Source organism: Isoptericola cucumis (assembly GCF_014635665.1).
GTDB classification, from domain to species: domain Bacteria; phylum Actinomycetota; class Actinomycetes; order Actinomycetales; family Cellulomonadaceae; genus Isoptericola; species Isoptericola cucumis.
The window spans coordinates 164592-186811 of the sequence record NZ_BMDG01000003.1; the positions used below are offsets into that span (position 1 = coordinate 164592).

At 75.2% G+C, this 22220-nt stretch carries 22 protein-coding genes; 13 read left to right on the top strand and 9 right to left on the bottom strand.

The genetic code is table 11. From position 1 onward, the window contains the following. Positions 1 to 16 precede the first annotated feature (16 nt). The 3 genes from murA (at position 17) to IEW03_RS05005 (ending at position 3207) form a co-directional block, all read left to right on the top strand. Entirely contained in the window at positions 17 to 1333 is a 1317-nt protein-coding gene (gene murA / locus IEW03_RS04995) for a UDP-N-acetylglucosamine 1-carboxyvinyltransferase (RefSeq protein ID WP_188522560.1), read from the top strand. A 63-nt stretch (positions 1334 to 1396) separates the two neighbouring features. Further along, positions 1397 to 2152: a lysophospholipid acyltransferase family protein gene (locus IEW03_RS05000; protein ID WP_229737493.1), complete on the top strand. Its 756-nt coding sequence runs from the start codon at positions 1397 to 1399 to the stop codon at positions 2150 to 2152. Further along, entirely contained in the window at positions 2149 to 3207 is a 1059-nt protein-coding gene (locus IEW03_RS05005) for an NAD(P)H-dependent glycerol-3-phosphate dehydrogenase (protein WP_268236077.1), read from the top strand. The genes IEW03_RS05000 and IEW03_RS05005 overlap by 4 nt, the downstream gene beginning before the upstream one ends. Positions 3208 to 3228: 21 nt before the next feature. Here the strand turns inward: IEW03_RS05005 and IEW03_RS05010 are convergent, their stop codons facing one another. The 4 genes from IEW03_RS05010 to IEW03_RS05025 all read right to left on the bottom strand — a co-directional run bounded on the left by IEW03_RS05010 (position 3229) and on the right by IEW03_RS05025 (position 8230). Beyond that, complete coding sequence (locus tag IEW03_RS05010; protein WP_188522561.1) at positions 3229 to 4374, bottom strand: trans-sulfuration enzyme family protein; 1146 nt, start codon at positions 4372 to 4374, stop codon at positions 3229 to 3231. 158 nt (positions 4375 to 4532) lie between these two features. Beyond that, positions 4533 to 5720 carry an acyl-CoA dehydrogenase family protein gene (locus IEW03_RS05015; RefSeq protein ID WP_188522562.1) on the bottom strand — a complete coding sequence of 396 codons (1188 nt, stop codon included), beginning with the start codon at positions 5718 to 5720 and terminating at the stop codon, positions 4533 to 4535. Positions 5721 to 5786: 66 nt separating this feature from the next. Beyond that, entirely contained in the window at positions 5787 to 6833 is a 1047-nt protein-coding gene (locus IEW03_RS05020; RefSeq protein WP_188522563.1) for a CNNM domain-containing protein, read from the bottom strand. After that, positions 6830 to 8230 (bottom strand): hemolysin family protein, encoded by a 1401-nt coding sequence (locus IEW03_RS05025; RefSeq protein WP_188522564.1) that lies wholly within the window; start codon positions 8228 to 8230, stop codon positions 6830 to 6832. The genes IEW03_RS05020 and IEW03_RS05025 overlap by 4 nt, the downstream gene beginning before the upstream one ends. Positions 8231 to 8473: 243 nt before the next feature. Here IEW03_RS05025 and IEW03_RS05030 point away from each other — a divergent pair, with 243 nt between their 5' ends. Continuing rightward, a complete protein-coding gene (locus IEW03_RS05030; protein WP_188522565.1) occupies positions 8474 to 10078 on the top strand; it encodes an AMP-binding protein in 1605 nt (534 codons plus the stop codon). Positions 10079 to 10121: 43 nt separating this feature from the next. After that, on the top strand, positions 10122 to 11303 hold the full coding sequence (locus IEW03_RS05035; RefSeq protein ID WP_188522566.1) for a D-alanine--D-alanine ligase family protein: 1182 nt from the start codon (positions 10122 to 10124) through the stop codon (positions 11301 to 11303). Positions 11304 to 11349: 46 nt separating this feature from the next. Here the strand turns inward: IEW03_RS05035 and IEW03_RS05040 are convergent, their stop codons facing one another. Both IEW03_RS05040 and IEW03_RS05045 read right to left on the bottom strand, forming a co-directional pair. Then, a complete protein-coding gene (locus IEW03_RS05040) occupies positions 11350 to 11763 on the bottom strand; it encodes a VOC family protein (RefSeq protein WP_188522567.1) in 414 nt (137 codons plus the stop codon). Positions 11764 to 11809: 46 nt separating this feature from the next. After that, on the bottom strand, positions 11810 to 12292 hold the full coding sequence (locus tag IEW03_RS05045; RefSeq protein WP_188522568.1) for a DUF3515 family protein: 483 nt from the start codon (positions 12290 to 12292) through the stop codon (positions 11810 to 11812). Between the two features lie 161 nt (positions 12293 to 12453). On the opposite strand from IEW03_RS05045, the gene IEW03_RS05050 reads away from it, so the two are divergent. Beyond that, the gene (locus tag IEW03_RS05050) at positions 12454 to 13485 is read left to right on the top strand and encodes a thiamine-phosphate kinase (RefSeq protein ID WP_188522780.1); all 1032 of its coding nucleotides are present in this window, start codon (positions 12454 to 12456) and stop codon (positions 13483 to 13485) included. Between the two features lie 54 nt (positions 13486 to 13539). On the opposite strand, the gene IEW03_RS05055 is transcribed toward IEW03_RS05050, so the two are convergent. Together IEW03_RS05055 and rpmB are read right to left on the bottom strand one after the other, a co-directional pair. Then, positions 13540 to 14058: a GNAT family N-acetyltransferase gene (locus tag IEW03_RS05055; RefSeq protein ID WP_188522569.1), complete on the bottom strand. Its 519-nt coding sequence runs from the start codon at positions 14056 to 14058 to the stop codon at positions 13540 to 13542. 185 nt (positions 14059 to 14243) lie between these two features. Next, the gene (gene rpmB / locus IEW03_RS05060; RefSeq protein ID WP_188522570.1) at positions 14244 to 14435 is read right to left on the bottom strand and encodes a 50S ribosomal protein L28; all 192 of its coding nucleotides are present in this window, start codon (positions 14433 to 14435) and stop codon (positions 14244 to 14246) included. 193 nt (positions 14436 to 14628) lie between these two features. On the opposite strand from rpmB, the gene IEW03_RS05065 reads away from it, so the two are divergent. From IEW03_RS05065 to rsmD, 3 genes are all read left to right on the top strand, one after another. Beyond that, entirely contained in the window at positions 14629 to 16380 is a 1752-nt protein-coding gene (locus IEW03_RS05065; RefSeq protein ID WP_229737495.1) for a DAK2 domain-containing protein, read from the top strand. Beyond that, positions 16377 to 18647, top strand: coding sequence for an ATP-dependent DNA helicase RecG (locus IEW03_RS05070; protein ID WP_188522572.1), 2271 nt, complete (start codon positions 16377 to 16379; stop codon positions 18645 to 18647). Before IEW03_RS05065 ends, IEW03_RS05070 begins: the two co-directional genes overlap by 4 nt. A 111-nt stretch (positions 18648 to 18758) precedes the next feature. Continuing rightward, positions 18759 to 19328 (top strand): 16S rRNA (guanine(966)-N(2))-methyltransferase RsmD, encoded by a 570-nt coding sequence (rsmD, locus tag IEW03_RS05075; protein WP_188522573.1) that lies wholly within the window; start codon positions 18759 to 18761, stop codon positions 19326 to 19328. Here rsmD and IEW03_RS05080 read toward each other — a convergent pair. After that, positions 19298 to 20071: an N-acetyltransferase gene (locus IEW03_RS05080; RefSeq protein ID WP_188522574.1), complete on the bottom strand. Its 774-nt coding sequence runs from the start codon at positions 20069 to 20071 to the stop codon at positions 19298 to 19300. The two genes, rsmD and IEW03_RS05080, sit on opposite strands and share 31 nt — an antisense overlap. Positions 20072 to 20165: 94 nt before the next feature. Between IEW03_RS05080 and coaD the strand changes: the two genes are divergently transcribed. The 4 genes from coaD to rpmF all read left to right on the top strand — a co-directional run bounded on the left by coaD (position 20166) and on the right by rpmF (position 22219). Next, on the top strand, positions 20166 to 20663 hold the full coding sequence (gene coaD, locus IEW03_RS05085) for a pantetheine-phosphate adenylyltransferase (protein ID WP_188522575.1): 498 nt from the start codon (positions 20166 to 20168) through the stop codon (positions 20661 to 20663). Positions 20664 to 20674: 11 nt separating this feature from the next. Continuing rightward, positions 20675 to 21259 carry a hypothetical protein gene (locus tag IEW03_RS05090; RefSeq protein WP_188522576.1) on the top strand — a complete coding sequence of 195 codons (585 nt, stop codon included), beginning with the start codon at positions 20675 to 20677 and terminating at the stop codon, positions 21257 to 21259. Between the two features lie 211 nt (positions 21260 to 21470). Next, on the top strand, positions 21471 to 22022 hold the full coding sequence (locus IEW03_RS05095; protein ID WP_229737497.1) for a YceD family protein: 552 nt from the start codon (positions 21471 to 21473) through the stop codon (positions 22020 to 22022). A 2-nt stretch (positions 22023 to 22024) separates the two neighbouring features. Next, positions 22025 to 22219, top strand: a complete 195-nt coding sequence (gene rpmF, locus IEW03_RS05100) for a 50S ribosomal protein L32 (RefSeq protein WP_188522577.1) — start codon at positions 22025 to 22027, stop codon at positions 22217 to 22219. Position 22220 lies beyond the last annotated feature (1 nt).

Consider the following 22220-nt stretch of genomic DNA (forward strand, 5'->3'; position numbering starts at 1 on the left):
GGGACGACACAAAGACATGAACGATCTGCTGTACGTCAATGGCGGGACACCGCTCGAGGGCGCCATCACGGTGCGCGGGGCGAAGAACTTCGTCTCCAAGGCGATGGTGGCCTCCCTGCTGGGGGAGTCGGCCAGCGTGCTGCGGAACGTGCCGCAGATCCGGGACGTCGGAGTCGTGACCGGGCTGCTGGAGCTCCACGGCGTCACCGTGAAGTCGGACCCGGACGCGGGCATCCTCGACCTCGACCCGTCGAACGTCGAGTCCGCGCACGTCGCGGACATCGACGCGCACGCCGGGTCGAGCCGCATCCCGATCCTGTTCTGCGGCCCGCTGCTGCACCGTCTGGGCGAGGCCTTCATCCCCGACCTGGGCGGCTGCCGCATCGGCGACCGGCCGATCAACTACCACCTGGACATCCTGCGCCAGTTCGGCGCCGTCGTGGACAAGATGCCCAACGGCATCCAGCTGAGCGCCCCGCGCCGCCTGCAGGGCACCAAGATCGCGCTGCCCTACCCGTCGGTCGGCGCGACCGAGCAGCTGCTGCTCACGGCCGTCCGCGCCGAGGGCATTACGGAGCTCACGGGCGCCGCGATCGAGCCCGAGATCATGGACCTCATCGCCGTCCTGCAGAAGATGGGCGCGATCATCTCCGTCGACACCGACCGCGTGATCCGGATCGAGGGCGTCGACCGCCTCGAGGGCTACTCGCACACCGCGCTCGGCGACCGGATCGAGACCGCGTCGTGGGCGTCGGCCGCGCTCGCCACCGGCGGCGACGTGACCATCAAGGGCGCCACGCAGCCCGAGATGATGACGTTCCTGAACACCTTCCGCAAGGTCGGCGGCCAGTTCGACGTCCAGGAGGACGGGATCCGGTTCTGGCACCCGGGCGGCGACCTGAGCTCGATCGTGCTGGAGACGGACGTGCACCCCGGCTTCATGACGGACTGGCAGCAGCCGCTCGTCGTCGCGCTCACGCAGGCGACCGGGGTGTCGATCGTGCACGAGACGGTGTACGAGAACCGGTTCGGCTTCACGGACGCGCTGCGCAAGATGGGCGCCACCATCCAGGTGTACAAGGAGTGCCTGGGCGGGCGCGCGTGCCGCTTCGGGCAGCGCAACTTCCACCACTCGGCGGTCGTTTCCGGCCCGACGCCGCTGTCCGCGGCCGACATCGTGGTGCCGGACCTGCGCGGCGGGTTCTCGCACCTCATCGCGGCGCTGGCGGCCAAGGGCACCTCCACGGTGCGCGGCATCAGCCTGATCGACCGCGGCTACGAGGCGTTCCAGGACAAGCTCGTCGCGCTCGGCGCCGACGTCTCCCGCGACTGACCGAGGGCCCCGGGTCACGGGCCTGAGCCTCCTGCCGTCGCACGGGAGGTAGGCTCAGGCTCCGTGCCGATCGCCCGACCCGATTCCCGCGCCTACCGTGCCGTCGCACGGGTGGTGCGGCCGCTGATGTTCGCGATGGTCCGCTACGACTGGCGGAACGTCGAGAACCTGCCGCCGGAGGGCGGCTTCATCGCGGCCGCCAACCACGTGACCGAGCTGGACGCGGTGACGTTCGCCCACTTCCTCTTCGACCAGGGGTACGAGCCGCGCATCCTCGCCAAGCGCGGCCTGTTCACCACCCCCCTGGTGGGGTCCGTCCTGCGGGCCACCCGCATGATCCCCGTCGACCGCGGCACCACCGCCGCGGCCAAGTCCCTCGAGGACGCCGCCGCCCAGCTCGGCGGCGGCGCCTGCGTCGCGATCCTGCCGGAGGGCACCCTGACGCGGGACCCCGACCTGTGGCCCATGGAGGCCAAGACCGGCCTGGCGCGGATGGCGCTCGCAAGCCGCCTGCCCGTCGTCCCGATCGCCCAGTGGGGGGCGCACCGTGTCCTGGCGCGCTACGGCCGCCTCCCGCGGCTGTTCCCCCGCAAGACGGTCACCGTGTCCGTCGGCCCGCCCGTCGACCTGTCCGACCTGTACGACCGCCCCCTGGACTCCCAGGTGCTGCGCGCGGCCACGAACCGCGTCATGGACGCGATCACGGCGCAGCTCGCCGAGATCCGCGAGGAGCCGGCCCCCGCCGCGCGCTTCGACCTGCGCAAGCACCCCGAGTACGAGACCAAGCGCACGACCTACCCTCCCGTGGAGCGCCCTTGAGCACCGACCCGACCGTCGAGACCGCCGCCGGCGCCGAGGAGCGGGTGCACCCCGTGCGCGTCGCCGTCCTCGGCTCCGGCTCGTGGGGGACCACCTTCGCGATGGTCCTCGCGGACGCCGGCTGCGAGGTGCGGCTGTGGGGTCGTGACGCCGACGTGGCGCGCGAGGTGAGCACGGCCCGCACCAACGAGAAGTACCTGCCGGGCATCGCCCTGCCCCCGATGACGGGCACCACCGACGCCGCCGCCGCGCTCGCCGGCGCGCAGATCGTCGTCGTGGCCGTGCCGTCGCAGGTGGCCCGCGCCACGCTGACCGGCCTGCGGGAGCTGGTCGAGCCCGACGCCGTGATCGTGTCGCTGATGAAGGGCGTGGAGCTCGGCACCGACGAGCGCATGAGCCAGGTCATCGTCGAGGCGCTCGACGTGCCGCTGTCGCGCGTCGCCGTCGTCTCCGGGCCGAACCTCGCACCGGAGATCGCGGAGCGCCAGCCCACCGCGACCGTGGTCGCCTGCGCCGACCCCGACGCGGCCCGCCTCGTCGCGGACGCGTGCGCCAGCTCCTACTTCCGCCCCTACACGAACTCCGACGTCGTGGGCGTCGAGCTGTGCGGCGCCGTGAAGAACGTCATCGCGCTGTGCGTCGGGATGGCGCAGGGGCGCGGCTTCGGGTCGAACACGACGGCGACCGTCATCACGCGCGGCCTCGTGGAGATCACCCGGCTCGGCCTCGCCCTCGGCGCCGACGCCGAGACGTTCGCCGGCCTCGCCGGCATGGGCGACCTCGTCGCCACGTGCACGTCGCCGCTCTCGCGCAACCACACGCTGGGCCGCCACATCGGCGAGGGGATGACTCTCGAGGAGGCGGTCGCGGCCACGGGCACGACCGCGGAGGGCGCGAAGTCGTGCCGGTCGGTGCTCGACCTCGCGCAGAAGCACGGGGTGGACATGCCGATCACCCAGGGCGTCGTCTCCGTGCTCTACGACGGGCTGCCGGTCGAGGACATGGCACGCGCGCTGCTGGCCCGTCCGCAGAAGGCCGAGGGCGTCGGCGCCTGAGCGCCGCGCCCCGGCCGCGGCTCAGACCGCGCGCAGGGCCTGGTCGAGGTCGGCCCAGAGGTCCTCGACGTCCTCGACCCCCGCGGACAGCCGCAGCAGGTCCTCCGGCACGGTCACCGACTCGGTGGCGAACCGCCGGCGCCGCTCGAGGGTGGACTCGACGCCGCCCAGCGACGTCGCGGGCACCCAGAGCCGTACGGCGGCGACCACGGCGTCGGCCGCCGCCGCGCCGCCGTGCGGCCGCACCCCGAGGATCGCGCCGAAGCCGTGCATGAGGCGGGCCGCGCGCTCGTGTCCCGGGTCGGCGGGCAGGGACGGGTGGCGCACCTCGGCCACGGCCGGGTGCTCGGCGAGCCGGCGGGCCAGCTCGGCGGCGTTGGCGTTCGCGCGCTCCACCCGCAGGTGCAGCGTCCGCAGCCCGCGCAGGGCCAGCCAGACCTCCATCGGGCCCGGGATGGCGCCGTGCATGGTGCGGTACGCGCGCACGTCGGCCGCCAGCTGCGGGTCGTCGGTCACCACGGCGCCCAGGACGACGTCCGAGTGCCCGGCGAGGTACTTGGTGACCGAGTGCACGACCACGTCCGCGCCGAGCGCCAGCGGCTGCTGCCCGAGCGGCGTCGCGAAGGTGTTGTCGACCACGCTGCGCACCCCGCGCTCGCGCGCCGCGGCGAGGATCGCGGGCAGGTCCGCGACCTCGAGCATCGGGTTGGTCGGCGACTCGGCGAGCACCACGTGCGCCCCGTCGAGGGCCGCCACCACCTGCGCCGTGTCGGCGACGTCCACACGTCGCACCTCGACGCCCTGCCGCTTCGCGAGGTCGTCGAGGTATCCGAGCGAGACCTGGTACGCGTGCCGCGGCACGACCACCGCCCCGCCGGCGGGCACGTGCCCCACCGCGGCGACGACGGCGGCCATGCCGGAGCCGAAGACGACGCCGTGCTCGCCCCCCTCGAGCGCGGCGAGCGCCTCCTCGAACGGGTGCCACGTCTCCGTGTCCATGCGCGTGTACAGCAGCTCGCCGGGTGCGGAGACGCCCTGGTTCACGTAGGTGGAGCTGAAGACGACCGGCGGGTTCACCGGCCCGCCCTGCTGCCTCGGGGGCCGGCCCGCGCTGACGGCGACGGTGGCGGGGGACAGGCTGCTCGGGCGGTTCCGGTCGTGCGTCATGCGCGCAGGATACGGCCGCGCCCGCGAGCGTCGCGGCGGGGTCTCAGCACCTCCGCTGCGCGCCGGTTCAGTCCTCGAGCCTGAAGTCGGACCGAGCCTGCGCTCCGTTGCGGGCGAGTGCCTCGTTCCTCGGCCCGCACCCTCCACGGCGCTCCGGCTCAGTCCTCGAGCGGGCCGAGGATCGCCTGCGCCACCGTCGAGTGCGCCGACTCGTCGTCGGACGGGTGGAAGATCCCCGCGAGCACGTCGCGGTACAGGCGCCCGAGCTCGGAGCGGTTGAAGTACGTGGAGCCGCCCGAGCAGCGGATCGCCTCGTCGACGACGTCGCGCGCGGTCTCGGTGACGCGGACCTTGAGCCCCGCGGTCGAGCGGAAGAACCCGGCCCCGTTGCCCTTCTGCACGTCGACCTGCGCGTCCACCTCGCCGGCCACCATGTCGAGCTGCGGCCACAGGCCGTCGAGCGCGAGCCCGGCGGTGGCGATCCGCCACCGGATGTCCGGGTCCTGCGAGTACGCCTTGCCGGACTTCATCGACTGGCGCTTGTTCACGGTCTCGACGGCGAGGGCGAGCGCCCGGTCGGCGATCCCCAGGTACACCGACGCGAGCAGGATCTCGAACGAGGTGAAGATGCCCAGCACGTACGGGTCGAGGCTCGGGCCCGGCGTGATGCGTCGCGGCACGCGGTCCGCCGGGGCGTGCGCGCCGTCGAGCACGGTGGTGCACGACTGCGACGCCCGCATGCCCAGGGTGTCCCAGTCGTCCTTGATCTCGAAGCCGCCGCCGTCGCGCGTGACGAAGGCGTGCACGATGCGCGGGTCGTCGGGGTCGGACGTCTCGTCCAGGCCCATGACGCCCAGGCGCGTCCAGCCGGGGGAGTTGGAGGTGAAGATCTTCGTGCCGTGGAAGGAGTACCCGCCGTCGCCGTCGGGCCGGGCCTCGGTGCGCGAGCCCAGCAGGACCAGGTCGTTGCCGGCCTCCGAGTACCCGAAGCCGAAGACCTCGCCGCGGGCGGTCTCGTCCAGCAGCCAGTCGAGCGAGTCGTCGCCACGCTCGTGCAGGTACCGGGCGACGCCGACCCACACGTGGTGCATGTTGACGGCCAGCGCCGTCGCGGGCGCCGCGCCGGCGAGACGCGCCTGCTCCCGCGCCGTCTCGCGGAGCGTGAGGCCGGCACCCCCGAGGTGCTCGGGCACCATCGCCTGCAGGTACCCGGCCGCCCGGAGGTCGGCCAGGTCGTCCGCGAAGAACGCGTTCTCGCGGTCGTAACCGGCGGCCCGGCCGCGGATCGTGGTGAGCAGGTCGTCGGTGAGGATCTGGCGGGGCACGGCGAACGGCGAGGGCGACATGCCCTCACCGTACGCCGCGCTCCCACCGCCTGCCCCGCACGGTCGTCGCAGGTCAGGCTGCTGCGCTCAGTCGGCGGCCGCCCCGGCCGGGGCCTCGTCGGCGGGCCGCGGCAGCAGCCTCCGCAGCACGTCGGCCAGGGTCACGACGCCCAGCATCCTGTCCCCGTCGCGCACCAGCGCGAGCTGCTCCCCGGCCTCCCGCATGCGGGCCAGGGCGGCGTGCACCGTCGTGCCGGCGTCCAGCACGAACGGCCGGCGTGCCACGTCGGCCACCGGGGCGTCGTCGTCGAGCAACAGGGTGTCGCGCACGTGCACGACGCCCGTCACCTGGCCCTGCACGTGGTCGCCGGTGCCGAGCAGGATCCGCAGGTGTCCCGACGTGACCGACGCGGCCCGCACGTCGGCGGCGGTGGCCCCGGCCGCCACGGCGGTCGGCGCGGACCCCTGCGGGACGAGCGCCTCGACGGTGAGCGTCTCCAGCTCCAGCGCGCCGGCGATCTGCGACGAGTACGACGCGTCGAGCGCGCCGACGTTCGCCGAGTGCTCCACCAGGTGGCGCAGCGTGGCCGGGTCGTGACCGACCTCGACGTGGTCCACCGGCTCGACCCCGACCGCCCGCAGGCACCGGTTCGCGAGCGCGTTGAGCCAGCGCAGCACGGGGCGGGTGAGCCACATGAAGCCGCGCATCGGCAGCGCGAGCAGCGTGGCGGACGTCTCCGGGTGGGCGATGGCCCACGACTTGGGCGCCATCTCGCCCACCACGAGGTGCAGGAACGTGACGATGATCAGGGCCAGCACGAAGCCTGCGACGTCGGCGACCCAGTACGGGGCGCCCCAGGTGGCGAACACCGGCGTGAGCCAGTGGTGGACGGCGGGCTTGGTCACGGCGCCGAGCGCCAGCGTGCACGCGGTGATCCCGAGCTGCGAGCCCGCGAGCAGCAGCGTCAGCTCGGAGGAGCTGCGCAGCGCGGCACGGGCGGAGCGGCTGCTCGGCGCCGCGTCCTCGAGACGGTGGCGCCGGGCGCCCAGCAGGGCGAACTCGACGGCCACGAAGAAGGCGCTGAGGGCGATGATCGCCACCGTCGCGCCCAGCACGACCCAGGGGTTGCTCATCGCTGCTCCTCCTCGCTCGACGTGCCGTCGCCGGCGTCCGCCGGTGCGCCCTCGGCCTCCACCAGCCGGACCCGCACCAGGTGCGGGACGTGCCGCTCGACCGAGAGCACGTCCACCTCCAGGCGCCGGACGACGGGCTCGTCGTGGACGAGGTCCGCCGGGTCGGGCGGCAGCTCGACCGTGATCGTGTCGCCGGCGTGGGGCAGCGCGCCGCGGGCCGCGATGAGCAGCCCCGCGACGGTCTCCTGGTCGGCGCGGGGCAGGTCGTGCCCGATCGCGCGCTCGGCCTCGTCCAGGTGGACGTCGCCGCCCATCACCCAGGCGCCGTCCTCCTCCGCCGTCACCGTGACGGGCAGCCCGGGGTCGTGCTCGTCGGTGATCTCGCCGACGAGCTCCTCCGCCAGGTCCTCGACGGTCAGCACGCCCGTGAAGCCGCCGTACTCGTCGACGACGACGGCGAGCTGGTTGCGCGAGCGCGTCAGCTCGGCCAGCGCGTCGGGCAGGGCCATGACGGTGGGCAGCACCGTGACGGGCCGCATGAGGTCGGTGACCGGCGCGCCGTCGGGCAGGCCGGTGCGCAGCAGGTCGGCGAGCTGGACGACGCCGAGCGCCTGGTCCGCGTCGTCGACCACGGGGTAGCGCGAATGGCCGCCCGCCATGAGGCGGCGCAGCTCGCCGACGGTGACGCCGGGCTCGACGGTGCCGACGCGCGAGCGCGGGATCATCGCGTGCTCGACGTCCTGCTGCGGGAAGTCGAGGATCCGGTCGAGCAGCACCGACAGCTCGTCGGGCAGGTCGCCGCTGGACCGGGACTCGGCCACGATGTGCTCGAGGTCACGGGCGGTCGCGGAGTGCTCGACGTCGTGCACCGGCTCGATGCGCAGCACGCGCAGCAGGGCGTTCGACGCCTTGTCGAAGACGGCGATGAGCCAGCCGGTGATCGTGAGGTAGACGGTCGTCGACCCTGCGAGGCGCAGGGCCGTGGGCTCGGGCCGGGCGATCGCGAGGTTCTTCGGGAACAGCTCGCCGAACAGCATCTGCACCAGCGTCGAGACGACCAGGGCGGCCACCGTGCCGACGGCGACGCCGACCCCGGTCGGGACGCCCACGCCGCCGAGCAGCGTGCCCAGGGAGCTGCCGACGAGCGGCTCGGCCACGTACCCGACCAGCAGGCCGGTGACGGTGATGCCGAGCTGGGCGCCGGACAGCATGAAGGACGTGCGACGGGTCACGGCGAGCGCCCGGCCGGCAGCGGCGTCGCCCGCCTCGGCCCGGGCGGCCAGCCGGGACCGGTCCACCGTCATGTAGGCGAACTCCTGGGCGACGAAGTAGGCCGTCGCGGCGGTGATCACACCGATCACGAGGAGTCCGAGGAGGAGGGTCAGGGCAGCGGTCACCGGTGGTGCACCGCCCTGCGCCGGAGGGCCGGCGACGCTGCTCGTCCCGAACGGGGGAGCGTCGCCGGGCCGGGACTATGACTGGGGTCGTCGGGCGCGGGCGGCTCGTCCGCCGCGGCGACCGGGATCTCGATCGTGGTTTCCACGGACCCATTAACGCACGCCCCGCGCGACGGGTTCCCGGCGCTACGCTCCGGTGGCACACGGTCGACGAGGACCGTGCACCGCACGAGAGGGGCCCTCATGTCCGACAGCAGCGCCGACGCCAGCGTCATCCGCAGCCCGCACCCCGACGTCGAGATCCCGGACGTCAGCCTGTACGACTTCCTCTTCGCCCCGCTCGCCGGCGCCGACCTGGACCGGGTCGCCGTCGTCGACGGCCCGAGCGGCGAGCAGACGACGTATCGCGCGCTGCGCGACCAGGTCGACGCGATCGCCGGCGCGTTCGCGGCCCGCGGCCTCGGCGTCGGCGACGTGGTGGCCCTGCACAGCCCCAACGTGCCGGCGTTCGTGAGCGTGTTCCACGGGCTCCTGCGCGCCGGGGTGACGGTGACCACCGTCAACGCGCTGGCCACGGGGGCGGAGGTCGGCAAGCAGCTGCGGGCCTCGGGAGCCCGGGCGCTCGTCACCGTCTCGCCGCTGCTGGCCGCCGCCGAGGCCGGCGCGGACGCGGCCGGGATCGGGCCCCACGACGTCGTCGTCCTGGACGGCGCCGACGGGCACCCCTCGCTCGGCGAGCTGCTCGCGGGCGGGCACCCGGCCCCCGACGTCGCGTTCGACCCGGCCACGCACCTCGCCGTGCTGCCGTACTCGTCCGGCACCACGGGCCTGCCGAAGGGCGTGATGCTCACGCACCGCAACCTCGTGGCCAACGTGCTGCAGACCGAGGCGTACATCCCCCTCACCCCCGACGACGTGATCCCGGCGGTGCTGCCGTTCTTCCACATCTACGGCATGACGGTGCTGATGAACGGCGCGGTGTACCAGCGCTCGACGCTCGTGACGCTGCCGCGGTTCGACCTCGCCGAGTACCTGCGCGTCGTGGAGCAGCACCGGTCCACGGTGCTGTTCGTCGCCCCGCCGATCGCGCTCGCGCTGGCGAAGCACCCGGCGGCGGCGCAGCGCGACCTGTCGAGCGTGCGGATCCTCATGTCGGGCGCGGCCCCGTTCGACGAGCACCTCGCCGGTGCCGTCGCGGCCCGGCTGCCCGGGGCGCGGGTGATGCAGGGCTACGGCATGTCGGAGATGTCGCCGGTCTCGCACGTCATCCCGGTCGACCGCACGGACGTCTCGTCGGGCTCGGTGGGCATGCTCGTGCCCAACATGACCGCGAAGATCGTCGACCCGGCGACGGGCGCCCCGGTCCCGCTCCCCGCCGAGGGCGTCAGCGCCCCGGGAGAGCTGCTGTGCGCGGGCCCCAACGTCATGGTCGGCTACCTGGCGGACGAGGCGTCCACCCGCGACACCCTCGAGCCCGACGGGTACCTGCACACGGGCGACATCGTGACGGTGGACGCGGACGGCGCGTTCTTCGTCGTCGACCGGCTCAAGGAGCTCATCAAGCACAAGGGCTACCAGGTGGCGCCCGCCGAGCTGGAGGCGCTCCTGCTGACCCACCCGGAGATCGCCGACGCCGCCGTGATCGGGGTGCCCGACCCGGAGTCGGGGGAGGTGCCGAAGGCGTTCGTCGTGCGCGCCGACGGCAGCGCGCTCACGGCCGACGACGTGCAGTCGTTCGTCGCGGAGCAGGTCGCGCCCTACAAGAAGGTGCGTGCCGTCGAGTTCGTCGACGCCGTCCCCAAGTCGGCCGCGGGGAAGATCCTGCGCAAGGAGCTGCGCCAGCGCTGAGCCCGACCGGCGAGGGGTCGATCCTCCGGTAGGTTGGGCGGCGATGTCCGACGCCACCACAGCTCCGTCCACGAGCCCCGTTCCCCTCGTCCCCGCGCCGGACGGCGACGCCCGGCGCAAGACCCGCGTCGCCGTGCTGTTCGGCGGCCGCTCGGGCGAGCACGCCGTCTCCGCCGCCACGGCCGCGGGCGTGCTGCGTGCGATCGACCGCGACCGCTACGAGGTCGTGCCCGTGGGGATCACCCGCGAGGGCCGCTGGGTGCTCGCGGAGGACGACCCCGAGCGCTGGCAGATCGCCGACGGCCGCCTGCCCGAGGTGACGGACGGCTCCGGCGCCGAGGTGGTGCTGTCGCTGGCCCGGGGCGAGCGCACGCTGCGGGTGCTCGAGCCGGGACAGGTGCCGGCCGTGCTCGGCGCCGTGGACGTCGTCTTCCCCGTGCTGCACGGCCCGTTCGGCGAGGACGGGACCGTCCAGGGCCTGCTCGAGCTCGCGGACGTGCACTACGTGGGCGCGGGCGTGCTCGCCTCGGCCGTCGGCATGGACAAGCACTTCATGAAGCTCGTGCTGGCCGGGCAGGGGCTCGCCGTCGGGCCGTACACCGTCATCCGCCCCGCGGACTGGGAGCGGGACCGCGCCGCGTGCGTGGACGCCGTCCGGGCGCTCGGGCTGCCGCTGTTCGTCAAGCCGGCGCGGGCCGGGTCGTCGCTCGGCATCACCCGGGTGGACGACCTCGCGGACCTCGAGGCGGCCCTCGAGGCGGCCCGCGAGCACGACCCGAAGGTGATCGTCGAGGCCGGGATCGACGGGCGCGAGATCGAGTGCGCCGTCCTCGGCGGTCGCGGGGGAGCGGCGCCGCGCGCGTCGCTGCCGGGCGAGATCGTCGTCGACCACGACAGCCACACCTTCTACGACTTCGAGGCCAAGTACCTCGACGAGGCGCACGTCGACCTGCGCTGCCCGGCCGACCTGCCGGAGGCGCTGATCGAGGAGATCCGCGACGTCGCGGTGCGCACCTTCGAGGCGGTCGGCGCGGAGGGCCTGTCCCGGGTGGACGTCTTCGTCACGCCCGACGAGCGCGTCGTGGTCAACGAGATCAACACCATGCCGGGCTTCACGCCGTTCTCGATGTACCCGCGCATGTGGGAGGCGTCGGGCATCACCTACCCCGAGCTGGTGGACGAGCTCGTCCAGCTCGCCCTCGAGCGCCCCACCGGCCTGCGCTGACCGCGCGGCAGTCCCGGTCGCGCCGAGGTCGCGGTCGAGGTCGCGGCTACGGCAGCACGCTCGCGCCGATCTCGCCCGGGTTGTACGCGACCTCCCAGCGGAAGCCGTCCGGGTCCGCGAAGTAGCCCGAGTAGCCGCCCCAGTCGCGCCGGACGGCGTCGTGGACCTTCGGCGCGCCGGCGCGCCGGGCGTCGTCGAGGACCTCGTCGACCTCCGCCGTCGTCGCGACGTTGTGCGCGAGCGTCACCGGCGGGGTCCCGCCGCGCGTGACAGGGCCGATCTCCTGCGTGGCCTCCGCCTCGTCCCACAGGGACAGGACCACGTGCTCGCCCACGCGGAACATCAGCACCTCGCCGGACGCCTCCAGGGCCGGTACCCAGCCGAGGCCGTCCAGGTAGAAGCGCCGGGTGGCCGCGAGGTCGGCGACGACGAGGGTCACGAAGCTCAGCCGTTGATCCATGGGACGACCCTGCCACGGCACGGCCGCGGCGACCTCGGGAAGCGGGTCAGGTGCACTCGGCGGTGGGCTCGACGTTGCCGACCGCCTGCGCGAGGTCGCCGATGAACGACGTCGAGTGACCGGCGGTGACGGCAGGCGGCACGACGACCTCGACGGCGGGCTCGCGCCCGTAGGTGGTGAAGCGCCAGGTGCCGTCGTCGGAGGCCTCGACGATCCAGTCCACGGTGCCGGTGGGCGACTCCACGCGCTGGCAGTCGGGCGACGGGCCGGGCGGGGTGACGCCGCAGCGCAGCGTCACGGCGGCGCCGGGGTCGCCCCAGGCGGTGGTCGCCTGGGCGTTGGTGTCCCGCTGGGGCAGGTCGCCGGCCAGGGTCTCCGGCAGGGCGAGCATCACCGGGGCGCAGGCGGGGTTCGCGGCGTCGTCGGCCGGGACGGCGCCGATCGACGGGGCGCACGCTGCCAGTCCGGCGACGGCGAGCGCGGCGAGGGAGGCGGTCGCGACACGACGCGACGTGGGGCGGCGGAGCACGCGCCCACGGTACCCGGCCGACGAGGGTCGGCGAGGTGCTCGGACCGCCTACAGTCGTCCTCGTGACCGACGCCACGGACCCCGCCGCCGAGCCGACAGCAGCCGACCCGACAGCAGCCGGCCCGACAGCAGCCGACCCGACAGCAGCCGGCCCGAGCCGGATCCGCGTGTGCGACCTGTCCGAGACCGAGCTCCTGGACAGGATCTTCCCCCTCCTGCCCCCGGGCCGGGCGACCCTGCTCGGCCCCGGCGACGACGCGGCGGTGGTCGCGGCGCCGGACGGGCGCTTCGTCGTCACGACCGACGTCCTCGTGGAGGACCGGCACTTCCGGCGGCGCTGGTCGTCCGGGTACGACGTCGGCGTGCGCGCGGCCGTGCAGAACCTCGCGGACGTGGCAGCGATGGGCGCGGTGCCGACCGCGCTGGTGGTGTCCCTGGTCGTGCCGGGGACGGCGGAGCTCTCCTGGGTGACGGGCCTCGCCCGAGGGCTGGCCGAGGCGTGCGCGCCGGTCGGCGCGACGGTCGTCGGCGGGGACCTGTCCGGCGGCGACTCGCTCGTCGTGGCGGTCACGGCGCACGGCGACCTGGAGGGTCGCGACCCGGTGACGCGGTCCGGCGCGCGGGCGGGGGACGTCGTCGCGCACGCGGGGGTGCTGGGGGTCTCGGCCGCCGGGCTGGCGCTGCTCGACGCGGGGGCCGCCGCGCCCGGCGCCGGCGCGCCGGGGGCGGGCGGCCCGACGGCGTCGTTCGTGGCGGGCTACCTGCGGCCGGGCTCGCCGCTGGCGGCCGGGCCGGCAGCGGCGAGCGCCGGGGCCACCGCCATGCTCGACGTCTCCGACGGGCTGCTCCGCGACGCCGGCCGGCTGGCCCGCGCGAGCGGCGTGGTCCTCGACCTGCGGGCCGCGGCGCTGGGCCCGGACCTCGCGGCGCTCGCGCCCGCGGCGCGCGCGCTGGGTGCCGGGGCCGACGGCGGGGGCGACGCCTGGACCGGCATGGAGCGGGCCTGGGTGCTGTCCGGGGGAGAGGACCACGGCCTGCTCGCCACGTTCCCGCCCGACGCCCCGCTCCCGGCGGGGTTCCGGCCGATCGGCACCGTGCGCGCGCCCGACGGCAGCCCGCACGACGACGTGCGGGTCACCGTGGACGGCGCGGCGCCGTCGACCGGGCCGGGCTGGGACCACTTCGGCGGATAGCCGACGAGGCCCGCCGGAACCGGACGCGCCGGGACCTGCCCGAGGGGCCCGCGCTCAGTCGCGCCGGAAGCGCACCTCGGTCACGGGGGTGTCCGCGATGTCGTCCATGCGCTCCACGCCGTCGAGCTGGAACCCGTGACGGCGGTAGAAGTGGTGGGCGTGCTCGTTGTTCGCGAGCACCCACAGCGACATCGGGACGCCCGCGGGCACCTCGGCGAGCACGGTCCGCATCAGGTCGCGGGCCACCCCGCGGCCCCAGGCTTCGGGGTCGAGGTAGATGGCGTACAGCTCGAGGTCGCCGTCCTCGGCGTCCTCGTCGCGCGAGGGCCCGTAGCTCGCGAAGCCCAGCACGCGCTCGTCACCTTCGGCGACGAGCGTGGTGCCGCGGCCGGAGGCGAGGATCTGCTGCCACTGGCTGGTGCGTTCGCCGACGTCGAGGGAGTCGAGATACTCGGCGGGGAGGATGCTCGTGTAGGCGCTCTTCCACGAGATGAGGTGCACCCGAGCGATGCTCGCCGCGTCCGAGACATCGGCGGAACGGATCACCACGTCGTTGTCGGTCTGCACCATCATGGCCTCAGCGTGCCACGGCCGAGGCCGCTCGGCCAAGGTGAATTGGTGAATGCTTCACGAACTCTTTGCGTTTGCCGTCCCTGCGGCCGTGACCCGGGTCGACCCCGGACAGCGCGACGCCCGCCGGGCGGACCCGACGGGCGTCGTCGACTGCGGTGGCACCGGTCGGTCCGGTGCCGGGAGGCTCACGCCTGGCGCGTGACCTTGCCGGCCTTGAGGCACGAGGTGCACACGTTGACACGCTTCGGGGTGCCCGCGACCACGGCACGGACGCGCTGGATGTTCGGGTTCCAGCGGCGCTTCGTGCGGATGTGGGAGTGCGAGATGCTGTGCCCGAAGCTCGGGCCCTTGCCGCAGACGTCGCAGTTGGCAGCCACGGTGTCTCCTGATCGTCGAGCACGTCCCGCGCTTGGGCAGCAGAACGTGGAGGGGTGGTCGGGGGGAGCCCGGAGATTATCCGGGCAACCACACGAGGATAGCCGATCTTCGAGGTGCGCCTCAACGTGTGCCGGGTCACCGCTACCGTGGAGCCCGACCGGCCTGCTGATGGACCCGCGAGATGGAGGTGACGTGGCGCACGACGTGCCCCCCGGCGAGCTGCTCGAGGCCGAGGTGGTGCGCGCGTGGGTGCCGCTCGCCGTCGACGCTCTCGGGGGAGCCCGACAGGCGCTCGACAGCGCGAACGTCTTCCCGGTCCCGGACGGGGACACGGGCACCAACATGTACCTCACCCTCCGCGAGGGAGCCCACGCGGTGCGGGGCGAGCACGAGGGGGCCGACGGCGCGCGGCTGCTGCGCCTGCTCGCGCGCGGCGCGCTGCTGGGGGCGCGGGGCAACTCGGGCGTCATCCTGAGCGAGTGGCTGCGCGGGCTCGCGGCCGCCGCCACCCGGCGCGAGACGCTCGCCGCGGGCCTGGGCACGGCGGCGCGCACCGCCCACCGCGCCGTCGCCAGCCCGGCACCGGGCACGATCCTCACGGCGGCGCAGGCCGCGGCGGACGCGGCCGGTTCGGTGGCCGCCCCGCCCGGCGCCGTCCGCCCGGGCCCGCGCGGTGGTGACCGGCAGAAGGTGCTCGACGCCGCGCGGCGGGGCGCCCGGCAGGCGGCCCTGGACAGCGCCGGGTCGCTGGCGGCCCTGCGCGACGCGGGGGTCCTCGACTCGGGCGCCGGCGGGCTGGTGCTCGTGCTGCAGACGCTGGGCGTCGCGCACCGCGAGGTCACCTCGCGCCGCGCGCGGCCGCCGCTCGCGGGCGCGATGTCGGAGGGGCCGGGCACCATGGCGGCCGTGACGCTGGACATCGACCTGCGCGGCCCGGGCGCCCGCGGCGCCCTCGTCGCGGGCGCGGCCGAGCACGCCGCCCACCGCGCCGGCGACCCCGCGGGCCCCGCCGCCGACGAGCTCGAGCTCATGTTCGTGCTGCACCGTCCGGCGACCGCCGCCGACTACTCGCCGGGCGAGGTCGCGGACGCGCTGCGGCGCGACCTCGCGACCGTCGGCGGGTCGGTGGTGGTCGTGGGCGGGTCGGGCACCGGCGACGAGGACGGCGCGGCCGGCGGCGACCCCGACTCCCTGTGGCAGGCGCACGTGCACACCGCCGACCTCGGCGCCGCGCTCGACGTCCCGCGGAGGTGGGCGGCCCGCGCCCGCGTCTCGCACGTGCACGTGCGGCACCTCGCCACGCACGACGTGGCGGGCTGCTCCTGGGGCGCGGTCGTGGCCACCACGTCCCCCGGTCTCGCGGCCGAGCTCGCCCGTGGCGGGGCCACGGTGCTGGTGGGTCTCGACCGCCCCGTGACGGCCGAGGACCTGGCCGCCGCGGCCGTCGGCGACGCGCACGGCCGGGTCATGGTGCTGCCGGGAGAGGTCGCACGGCGCGAGGTCGAGGCCGCGGTCGACGCGTACCGCGCCGCGGACCCGGACCCTGCGGCCGCCGAGCCGTCGATCGTGGTGCTCGACGCGCCCACCGACGCGCACCTGGTGGTCGCGCTCGGGGTGCTGGCCGAGTCGGCCGGGGCCGGTGCGGACGACGTCCTGGAGGGCGTACGGGCGGTGCTGGGCGCGCTGCGGGTCGCGCGGCACCCGGCGGACCGGGCGTCGGCGGCCCTGGGGTCGCTGCTCGGCCCGGGGCGGGGTGCCGGGGTCGTGACCGTGCTCGCGGACGACGGCGTGGACGCCGCGGTGACCCACGCGCTCGTCGGCGCGGGGGAGGCGGCGGGGTCCGACGTGCTCGTGCTGCCGACGGGCCGGCCCGGGGACGGCGTCGTGCTCGCGGTCGAGCACGAGGCGGGGACGACGGAGGGCGGACCGGAGGTCGAGGGATGAGCACACGGACGGATGCGGCGCCGGGGCGGGAGAGCGAGCTGCTGACCAAGGTGCTGGGCACCCGGAGCGCCACCCCGCTCGCCAAGCTCGGCCTGGAGACGGTGGGCGACCTGCTGCGGCACTACCCGCGCCGGTACGGCGACCCGGGCACGCTGACGGACATGGACCGTCTCGCGCTCGGCGAGCACGTCACGGTGATGGCGCGGGTGTCCCGCGCGACGGTGCGCTCGATGCGCGCCCGCAGCGGGGCGATGCTGCAGGCGGTCGTGACGGACGGCCACCACGAGCTCGCGCTGACGTTCTTCGCCAAGCGCCCCGGCGCGCTGCGGCCCCACGAGGACAAGCTCCGCCCGGGGCGGGTCGGGCTCTTCACCGGGGTGGTCAGCGAGTACCGGGGCACGCGCCAGCTCACGCACCCCGACTACATCATGGTGGGCCTCGACGCGGACGACGCCGAGGAGGCGATGGTCGAGGCGAGCCGTCCGATCCCGATCTACCCGGCGTCGTCCGCGGTGCCGAGCTGGCGCATCCAGCGCGCCGTGCGGACCGTCCTCGACCCGTTGGCGGAGGACGACGTCGTGGACCCCGTGCCCCTCGAGGTGCGGGCCCGGCTCGGGCTGGCGGGGCGCCTCGACACGCTGCGGTCCGTGCACCGGCCCGCCGACGCGCGCGAGTGGCAGCGGGCGCGGGACCGGCTGCGCTTCGAGGAGGCCTTCGTGCTCCAGGCGGCGCTCGCGCAGCGCCGGGCCCGCGCGGCCGAGCAGGAGGCGACCGCACGCCCGCCGGTGGCCGACGGCCGGGCGAGCGTCCTTGCCGACTTCGACGCGGCGCTGCCGTTCACCCTTACCGAGGGCCAGCGCGCGGTGGGCGAGGACATCGCCGCCGAGCTCGCCGAGGCCCGGCCCATGCAGCGCCTGCTGCAGGGCGAGGTCGGCTCGGGCAAGACGGTCGTGGCGCTGCGCGCGATGCTGCAGGTGGTCGACGCCGGCGGGCAGGCCGCGCTGCTCGCGCCCACCGAGGTGCTCGCCGCGCAGCACGCCCGCACGCTGCGCCAGCTCCTCGGGCCGCTCGCCGAGGGCGGCCTGCTCGGCGGGGCGGAGCACGGCACCCGCGTGGCGCTGCTCACCGGCTCGCTGGGGGCGGCGGCGCGCAAGGAGGCGATGCTGCAGGCCGCGAGCGGCGAGGCGGGCATCGTCGTCGGGACGCACGCGCTGCTGTCCGAACGGGTGCAGTTCGCGGACCTCGGCCTCGTCGTCGTCGACGAGCAGCACCGGTTCGGCGTCGAGCAGCGCGACGCGCTGCGGGCCAAGGGACGCGCCGCGCCGCACCTGCTCGTCATGACGGCCACCCCGATCCCGCGCACGGTCGCGATGACCGTCTTCGGCGACCTCGAGACGTCGTCCCTCACCGAGGTGCCGGCCGGGCGCGCGGGCATCACGTCGCACGTCGTGCCGGCCGACAACCCGCGCTGGATGGACCGCACCTGGACCCGCGTGCGCGAGGAGGTCGACGCCGGCCACCGGGTGTACGTCGTGTGCCCGCGGATCCACCCCGACGCCGACCTGCCGTCCGGCGGCGCGGCCGCTAAGGACTTCGACGACGTGCCGGACCTGCTCGAGCTCGTCGACGCGGACGGCGCCGGGGACAAGCCGCCGCTGCGGGCGGTGCTCGAGGTCGCGGAGATGCTGCGCGAGACGCCGCAGCTCGACGGGCTCGAGGTCGCCGTGCTGCACGGCCAGATGGCCCCGGCGGACAAGGAGTCGGCGATGGCCCGCTTCGCGTCCGGCGAGGTGCAGGTGCTCGTCTCGACGACGGTGATCGAGGTCGGGGTCGACGTGCCCGAGGCCACCGTGATGGTCGTCTTCGACGCCGACCGGTTCGGGCTCTCGCAGCTGCACCAGCTGCGGGGGCGCGTGGGGCGCGGCAGCGCGCCGGGGCTGTGCCTGCTGGTCTCCACCGCGCAGCCGGGCTCCCCGGCGGCGACCCGCGTCGAGGCGCTCGCCGAGACGACCGACGGCTTCCGGCTGGCCACGCTCGACCTCGAGCTGCGGTCCGAGGGCGACGTGCTCGGTGCGGCGCAGTCGGGCCGGTCGAGCTCGCTGCGGCTGCTGCGGGTCGTGCAGGACGCCGACGTCATCGCCCAGGCCCGGAAGGAGGCGACGGACGTCGTGGCGTCCGACCCGGGCCTCGACGACCAGCCCGGCCTGCAGGCCGCCATCGCCGCCCAGCTCGACGACGAGCAGGAGGAGTTCCTCGAGCGGGCCTGAGCCACGGCCGGGTCGCCGCCTGCCCGGCCGCCCGGCCGCCCGGCCGCCCGCCCGGCCGCCCGCCCGGCCGCCCGCCCGGCGCCCACCGGAGCAGCGGATACGCTCGGCCGCATGACGAGGATCGTGGCCGGGACCGTCGGCGGGCGCACCCTCGCGGTCCCGCCCCGGGGCACGCGACCGACGAGCGAGCGGGTGCGGGAGGCGATCTTCTCCCGGCTCGAGCACCTGGACGTCCTCGAGGGCGCGCGCGTGCTCGACCTGTACGCGGGGTCCGGCGCGCTCGGCCTCGAGGCGGCGAGCCGCGGCGCGACGGAGGTCGTGCTGGTGGACTCGTCGCGCAGGGCGGCCGACGTCGCACGCAAGAACGTCGCGGCGCTCGGCATGGGGCGCACGGTGCGCGTCGTCGCCGACGCGGCCGAGCGGTTCGCGGCGCAGGCCGGCGGCGGGCCGTGGGACCTCGTCCTCCTCGACCCGCCGTACGACCTGACGGACGCGCAGCTCGCCACGGTGCTCGAGAGCCTCGCCGCGCCGGGGGTGCTGGGCGCCGACGCGGTGGTCGTCGTGGAGCGCTCGACGCGCAGCCCGGAGCCCGGATGGCCCGCGGGCCTGGCCGCGTTCGCCCGCAAGGACTACGGCGAGACGGCCGTGCACTACGCCGAGCCGGCCGACCCCGGGGCGTAGCGCTCCGCACCCTCCAGCACCCCGGCCGGCACGGTGCCGAACGCCTCGGCGTCGGCAGGGTCGACGAGGCGGACGGTGTCGCGCGACGCCGCGGCGAGCAGGCGGCGGGTCGCGCCGTCGTCGGCGAGCGTGCCCTCGCACGCCACCAGGTGGTCCGTGAGGAACGCGCGCACCGGCGCCGCCGGGACACGGTCCGCGCCCGCGCCGGCGGTCTGCGCGGCGAGGGCGACCAGCAGGAGGGCGGGGACGCGCGGCGAGCCGGGGCCCGTCATGCCGGGCTGGAAGTAGGGCAGGTCCAGCACGCGCCCGCCGTGGCGGGCGTAGAAGCGCAGCCGCGCCGCCGGGTCGCCGTGCCGCTCGCTCGCCTCGTGGTGGGCGGGATGCTCGACCTCGGCGACGACGAGCGCGGGGTCGAGCCCGTCGCCCCACCGGCGGACGGCCTCGGTCAGCAGCCGGCCGCCGGTGCCGCCGCCGCGGCCGCCGGGCGCGATCGCGAGGTAGTCGACGAGCAGCACCCGGCTCGCCGGCGACCACGACCCGACGATGCCGGCGACGACCCGGCCGTCGCGCACCACCCCGAGGGCCGCGTGCCGTCCGTCGCTCCCGTCCGCCAGGAGGACGTCGAGGGGCACCAGCTCCGCCGGTGGGAACGACGGGGCGAGGACGTCGTGCCACAACGACGTGAGCAGCGCGGGCGTGTCCAGCGGGACGACGGCCGTCTGCTCGGTGCTCGGGTCGGCCATGGCCCCATCGTCCCGCGGGGTCGGCGGTGCGGCACCCGCGACGGGCCGGGCCAAATCCCCGGCGCCGGCGACCCGGCGTCCTACGGTGGGGCCCGTGAGCATCGCCGTCTGCCCCGGGTCGTTCGACCCGATCACCCTCGGCCACCTCGACATCGTCCGGCGTGCGCGCCGGATGTTCGACGTCGTGGTGGTCGGCGTCGCCCGCAACGCGTCCAAGAACGCGCTGCTGACGCCCGCGGAGCGGGTCGAGCTGGCCCGGACCGCGCTCGCCGAGGACCCCGCGACGGCGGACGTGCAGGTGGCGGAGGTCCCGGGGCTGCTCGTGGACTTCTGCCGGCAGGTGCGCGCCGTCGCCGTGGTCAAGGGGCTGCGCGGCGGTGCGGACTTCGACTCCGAGCTGCCGATGGCGCTGATGAACCGGCACCTGACCGGCGGCTCGACGGGGATCGAGACGGTCTTCGTCCCCGGGGACCCCGCCTACGCGCACGTGGCGTCGTCGCTGGTCAAGGACGTGGCCCGCTTCGGCGGGCCGATCGACGACCTCGTGCCGCCCGGGGTCGCGGACGCGGTGCACGCGGCACTGGCACGCTGAAGGAGCGAACGATGAGCGAGACGACTGCCCACCACCCCCAGGCAGGAGCGTCCGTGGGGGAGAACCCGACGGCGGGGCTGCTGGAGATCCTCGACGACCTGGCGGCCCTCGTGGAGAACGCGCGGTCCACGCCGCTGTCCACGAACGTCAAGGTCGACCGGGACCAGGCGCTCGGGCTGGTGGACGAGCTGCGCGACGCGCTGCCCACCCAGGTGGCCCGCGCCGACGAGGTGCTCGCCGAGGCGCAGGAGTCGCTGGAGGCGGCGCACCGCCGGTCGGAGGAGATCGTCGCGTCCGCGCGGGCGCGGGCGATCGAGCTGGTGCAGGCGGAGCAGGTGGTGGTGCAGGCCGAGTCCCGTGCCGCCGAGATCGTGGCGGAGGCGGAGCAGAAGGCCGCCGCGCTGCGCAACGACGCCGACGAGTACTGCGACCGGCGGCTCGCGGACTTCGGCCAGGACCTCGAGGCGCTGGGCGCCCAGGTGCAGGCCGGGCGCGACAAGCTCGCCGAGCGCCTCGACCGCGCCGCGCCGCGCGTGCGGTGGGACGCGGTGCAGGACCCGGCCTGGCCGCAGCAGGAGCCGCAGCAGGCGCGCTGAGACCACCGCGGGCGCCCTCGGCCGGACGCCGTCCCGGGGCGGGCCGGTGTAGCCGGGGTGCGACGGATGAGAGACGGGTCACTGTGCGGTGTCGTGCGCACGGCCCTGGCGATGGCCTAGACTGGACCGCTGGCCCCGAGTCCGGGCCGCCACCCCTTAGCACCGTTCAGACCTGGAGCCTGCCATCAGTACCGAGAAGCGTTCGCCGCTCGTGCTCGACACGCACGAGCTCACGCGGCGACCCGGCACGATGGCGGAGGTCGCGCGAGTGGTCCCCGCCCCGGCGGACCTGGGCACCGTCGTCATCGGCATCCCCGAGGGCGCCGACCTCACGCTGGGCCTGCGTCTGGAGTCCGTGCTCGAGGGCGTGCTCGTGACGGGCGTCGTGCGCGGCACGGCGGTCGGCGAGTGCGTCCGTTGCCTCGACGAGGTCTCGGAGCAGGTGACGGTGCGGATCCAGGAGCTCTTCGCGTATCCTGAGCGCGCCCAGGCGGCCGAGGAGTCCGGTGACGAGGACGCCGAGGACGAGTCGGTGCTGGTCGACGACCAGGCCGACATCGAGCCGGCGGTTCGGGATTCGCTGGTCACTGCACTACCATTTCAACCGCTGTGCCGTCCGGACTGCCCCGGCCTGTGCTCCGTCTGCGGGGCGCGGCTGGCGGACGACCCGGACCACCATCATGACGTTGTCGACCCTCGTTGGTCGGCGCTGCAGACCATGCTCGAGCAGTCGAGCGTGTCCGACGAGACGAAAGAGAGCTAGCCGTGGCTGTTCCGAAGCGCAAGATGTCGCGCAGCAACACCCGTGCGCGCCGTTCGCAGTGGAAGACCTCCGCGGCGACCCTCACGACGTGCCCCAGCTGCAAGGGACAGAAGCTGTCCCACGCCGCGTGCCCCACCTGCGGCGCGTACAAGGGCCGCCAGTACGCCGAGGCGCTGCGCACCGAGCACGCGGGCTGAC

What these genes read in the sequence shown, in the direction of transcription:
- IEW03_RS05070 (WP_188522572.1), top strand. Translation starts at nt 16,377, where the DNA reads ATGAGCACACGGACGGATGCGGCGCCGGGGCGGGAGAGCGAGCTGCTG.
- IEW03_RS05080 (WP_188522574.1), bottom strand. Translation starts at nt 20,071, where the DNA reads ATGGCCGACCCGAGCACCGAGCAGACGGCCGTCGTCCCGCTGGACACG.
- rsmD (WP_188522573.1), top strand. Translation starts at nt 18,759, where the DNA reads ATGACGAGGATCGTGGCCGGGACCGTCGGCGGGCGCACCCTCGCGGTC.
- IEW03_RS05035 (WP_188522566.1), top strand. Translation starts at nt 10,122, where the DNA reads ATGTCCGACGCCACCACAGCTCCGTCCACGAGCCCCGTTCCCCTCGTC.
- IEW03_RS05020 (WP_188522563.1), bottom strand. Translation starts at nt 6,833, where the DNA reads ATGAGCAACCCCTGGGTCGTGCTGGGCGCGACGGTGGCGATCATCGCC.
- murA (WP_188522560.1), top strand. Translation starts at nt 17, where the DNA reads ATGAACGATCTGCTGTACGTCAATGGCGGGACACCGCTCGAGGGCGCC.
- IEW03_RS05090 (WP_188522576.1), top strand. Translation starts at nt 20,675, where the DNA reads ATGAGCGAGACGACTGCCCACCACCCCCAGGCAGGAGCGTCCGTGGGG.
- IEW03_RS05040 (WP_188522567.1), bottom strand. Translation starts at nt 11,763, where the DNA reads ATGGATCAACGGCTGAGCTTCGTGACCCTCGTCGTCGCCGACCTCGCG.
- IEW03_RS05015 (WP_188522562.1), bottom strand. Translation starts at nt 5,720, where the DNA reads ATGTCGCCCTCGCCGTTCGCCGTGCCCCGCCAGATCCTCACCGACGAC.
- IEW03_RS05010 (WP_188522561.1), bottom strand. Translation starts at nt 4,374, where the DNA reads ATGACGCACGACCGGAACCGCCCGAGCAGCCTGTCCCCCGCCACCGTC.
- IEW03_RS05055 (WP_188522569.1), bottom strand. Translation starts at nt 14,058, where the DNA reads ATGATGGTGCAGACCGACAACGACGTGGTGATCCGTTCCGCCGATGTC.
- IEW03_RS05030 (WP_188522565.1), top strand. Translation starts at nt 8,474, where the DNA reads ATGTCCGACAGCAGCGCCGACGCCAGCGTCATCCGCAGCCCGCACCCC.